This is a genomic window from Halobacillus sp. BAB-2008 (genome assembly GCF_000328325.1).
In the GTDB taxonomy this organism is placed as follows: Bacteria; Bacillota; Bacilli; order Bacillales; family Halobacillaceae; genus Halobacillus.
In genome coordinates, this window is sequence record NZ_ANPF01000101.1 from 1 (window position 1) to 2,851 (window position 2,851).

The 2,851-nt window shown below is 46.8% G+C and carries 3 protein-coding genes and 12 tRNA genes; 1 reads left to right on the top strand and 14 read right to left on the bottom strand.

The genetic code is table 11. From position 1 onward, the window contains the following. Window positions 1-106: 106 nt before the first annotated feature. The 13 genes from D479_RS18765 to D479_RS18825 form a co-directional block, all read right to left on the bottom strand. A tRNA-Ile gene (locus D479_RS18765) sits at window positions 107-183 on the bottom strand. An 18-nt stretch (window positions 184-201) separates the two neighbouring features. Continuing rightward, window positions 202-275, bottom strand: a tRNA-Gly gene (locus tag D479_RS18770). Between the two features lie 23 nt (window positions 276-298). Beyond that, window positions 299-375: transfer RNA gene (locus tag D479_RS18775), tRNA-Pro, on the bottom strand. Window positions 376-381: 6 nt separating this feature from the next. After that, window positions 382-458: transfer RNA gene (locus D479_RS18780), tRNA-Arg, on the bottom strand. A gap of 77 nt (window positions 459-535) precedes the next feature. Next, window positions 536-620, bottom strand: a tRNA-Leu gene (locus D479_RS18785). Window positions 621-663: 43 nt separating this feature from the next. Then, a tRNA-Leu gene (locus D479_RS18790) sits at window positions 664-745 on the bottom strand. A gap of 6 nt (window positions 746-751) precedes the next feature. Then, window positions 752-827, bottom strand: a tRNA-Lys gene (locus tag D479_RS18795). A 115-nt stretch (window positions 828-942) separates the two neighbouring features. Further along, window positions 943-1,017, bottom strand: a tRNA-Gln gene (locus D479_RS18800). Window positions 1,018-1,024: 7 nt separating this feature from the next. Then, a tRNA-Asp gene (locus D479_RS18805) sits at window positions 1,025-1,101 on the bottom strand. 17 nt (window positions 1,102-1,118) lie between these two features. Further along, window positions 1,119-1,190 (bottom strand) — tRNA-Glu (locus D479_RS18810). 11 nt (window positions 1,191-1,201) lie between these two features. Next, window positions 1,202-1,292 (bottom strand) — tRNA-Ser (locus D479_RS18815). A gap of 4 nt (window positions 1,293-1,296) precedes the next feature. Then, window positions 1,297-1,371, bottom strand: a tRNA-Asn gene (locus D479_RS18820). 177 nt (window positions 1,372-1,548) lie between these two features. Beyond that, window positions 1,549-1,989: a SprT family protein gene (locus D479_RS18825; protein ID WP_026576971.1), complete on the bottom strand. Its 441-nt coding sequence runs from the start codon at window positions 1,987-1,989 to the stop codon at window positions 1,549-1,551. An 80-nt stretch (window positions 1,990-2,069) separates the two neighbouring features. Between D479_RS18825 and cmpA the strand changes: the two genes are divergently transcribed. After that, on the top strand, window positions 2,070-2,180 hold the full coding sequence (gene cmpA / locus D479_RS20495) for a cortex morphogenetic protein CmpA (RefSeq protein ID WP_008640235.1): 111 nt from the start codon (window positions 2,070-2,072) through the stop codon (window positions 2,178-2,180). 47 nt (window positions 2,181-2,227) lie between these two features. Here the strand turns inward: cmpA and D479_RS18830 are convergent. After that, window positions 2,228-2,851 (bottom strand): S1 RNA-binding domain-containing protein (locus D479_RS18830; RefSeq protein ID WP_008640236.1); only part of this gene is annotated, 624 nt, incomplete at its 5' end.

A 2,851-nucleotide genomic window follows, 5' to 3' on the forward strand; every position in this document is an offset into this window, starting at 1 on the left:
ATTTTGCACACCGAATGTGCTTGTTTGAATTCTCTCTATATAATAGAAAGAATGTTTGACGTACTGGTTGGTTCGTTCAGTTTTCAAAGATCGATTATACATTCAATGGTGGGCCTGAGTGGACTTGAACCACCGACCTCACGCTTATCAGGCGTGCGCTCTAACCAGCTGAGCTACAGGCCCCAATGGTAGTAAAATTAATGGAGCGGGTGAAGGGAATCGAACCCTCATCATCAGCTTGGAAGGCTGAGGTTTTACCACTAAACTACACCCGCATATTACATTTTCAAACTTTCGATGGTCGGGAAGACAGGATTCGAACCTGCGACCCCTTGGTCCCAAACCAAGTGCTCTACCAAGCTGAGCTACTTCCCGTTAAAATGGCGCGCCCGAGAGGAGTCGAACCCCTAACCTTCTGATCCGTAGTCAGACGCTCTATCCAATTGAGCTACGGGCGCATGTATTAAAATGAAGCGACAAAGAATATTGTATCACAACTTGTTTTCGAACGCAAGAACTTTTTTGAAAAAGTTAGTGCGGCCGAGAGGACTTGAACCTCCACGGGATTAACTCCCACTAGGCCCTCAACCTAGCGCGTCTGCCGATTCCGCCACGACCGCAAGTTGTTATTCACAATTCAATGCTGATCATGTAAATGGAAAGTGCGGGTGGAGGGACTTGAACCCCCACGCCGTGAAGCACTAGATCCTAAATCTAGCGTGTCTGCCAATTCCACCACACCCGCATAAAATGGTGAGCCATGAAGGGCTCGAACCTTCGACCCTCTGATTAAAAGTCAGATGCTCTACCAACTGAGCTAATGGCTCGCGTAAAAGGAATCTATTACACTTTGAAAATTATTTTTGCGCTTTCTGTTTTTCAAGCACAAGAACAATCATATAACTTATTCGTTTGTTTGTCAACCCTTTTTTCAAAGAAAAATGGCTGGGCCAGCTGGATTCGAACCAGCGCATGACGGTACCAAAAACCGTTGCCTTACCGCTTGGCTATGGCCCAACGACAATGGCGGTCCGGACGGGACTCGAACCCGCGACCTCCTGCGTGACAGGCAGGCATTCTAACCAACTGAACTACCGGACCTATGTAAAGATTGAAAGTGACCCGTACGGGATTCGAACCCGTGTTACCGCCGTGAAAGGGCGGTGTCTTAACCGCTTGACCAACGGGCCATTAAGATAAATGGCGGAGAAGGAGGGATTTGAACCCTCGCGCCGCTTACGCGACCTACACCCTTAGCAGGGGCGCCTCTTCAGCCACTTGAGTACTTCTCCGTAATGGCTCCAACGGTAGGATTCGAACCTACGACCGATCGGTTAACAGCCGATTGCTCTACCACTGAGCTACGTTGGAATAGTTATTATGTTTCGATGTCGTCGTTTATCGGCGACGTTATATATATTATAACAATTCCCTTTGCTTGTCAAACCTTTTTCAAAGAAAAAATTGTTGTTTTTCAATGAATGTTGGTTCGTTTTTCTAGGGCTTATTTAATTTAACATGGACATGTTCTGTTCGTCAATGTATTTTTTACTTCTTTTTTAATTTCCCTTTACATTTGCCGCAACGGTACTTTCGGACGTCCATCCGTCTTTGGCGGTAGTATGATTGTCCGCATTGTGTGCAAACATATTGATGGGAGCTTTTTCGCTGGGAAGGCAGCGGTGCGCAGTGTCTTGGTGAGCCTGTTTCCTTCAGCAGTGCTTTAAAGGCTGGATCGCGGTGGGTGTATCCTTTTCCTTCTATATGAAGGTGATAATGACAAAGCTCATGTTTGATGATGCCTTCTAATTCTTTCCCATCCAGTTCCTTTACATACTTCGGATTGATTTCGATAGTTCTTCGGGATGGAATGTACCGCCCCCCTGTAGTACGGAGTCTTGAATTAAAGTAAACCTTGTCTGGATAGGGTTTGTGGAAATACGTCTCGGAAAGCTGCTTCGTCCATTGCTGCAATTCTTGATCGGTCATCATCAGCGGTCACACCTCCTCTGTCTTCTGCATACTTTATCATATCCATGAAAAAATCGAAACGGAAAGGAGCGACTTCCATGCCGTCCTGGTTGAAGAAACAAATGGCAGATGCTTTCTATAATAAGGATAAATATCAAATTAAAGTACTGAATCAATGTTGGTACTACTACCAGCATCTATATAAATAAAAACAACTACCCGGCGAGCGCTCCCTCCCAGGTAGTTGTTCGTTTTCTTATTTTTGGACCATCGTCAAAGCGATTCTCTGCTTCTTCGGATCCACTTGTTCCACCCACACCGTCACGACATCCCCGACAGACACGACGTTCATCGGATGCTTGACGTAGGAATTGGATAACTTGGAGATATGGACAAGCCCGTCCTGTTTCACTCCGATGTCTACGAAGGCACCGAAATCGACCACGTTACGGACGGTCCCTTCCAGTTCCATCCCCTGCTGCAAATCTTCCATAGAAAGAACATTCTTCTTAAGAATCGGCTTCTGTAAATCATCACGCGGATCTCGCCCCGGTTGGACGAGAGACTTCAAAATGTCTTCCAATGTAAGTTTACCGATGCCGGATTCTAGAGAGAGCTCTCCTGTATCCAAACCTTTGACTGCTTCGGACAACTGCTCCGTCCCAATATCCTCTGTCCTGTATCCGATTCCGGCAATCAGCTGCCTTGTGGCCTTATAGCTCTCCGGGTGAATAGACGTTCTATCGAGAGGATCCTCTCCGTCCAGTATGCGGAGGAAGCCGATACTCTGCTCGAACGTCTTCGCTCCCAGCCTCGGAATATCCTTAAGCTCGGAACGCTTCGTGAACTTCCCAAGCTCCTCCCGCTTCTTCACGATGTT

Excerpts from the sequence above, each read along its gene's own strand:
- D479_RS18825 (WP_026576971.1), bottom strand. The coding sequence starts at position 1,989 with ATGACCGATCAAGAATTGCAGCAATGGACGAAGCAGCTTTCCGAGACG.
- cmpA (WP_008640235.1), top strand. The coding sequence starts at position 2,070 with ATGCCGTCCTGGTTGAAGAAACAAATGGCAGATGCTTTCTATAATAAG.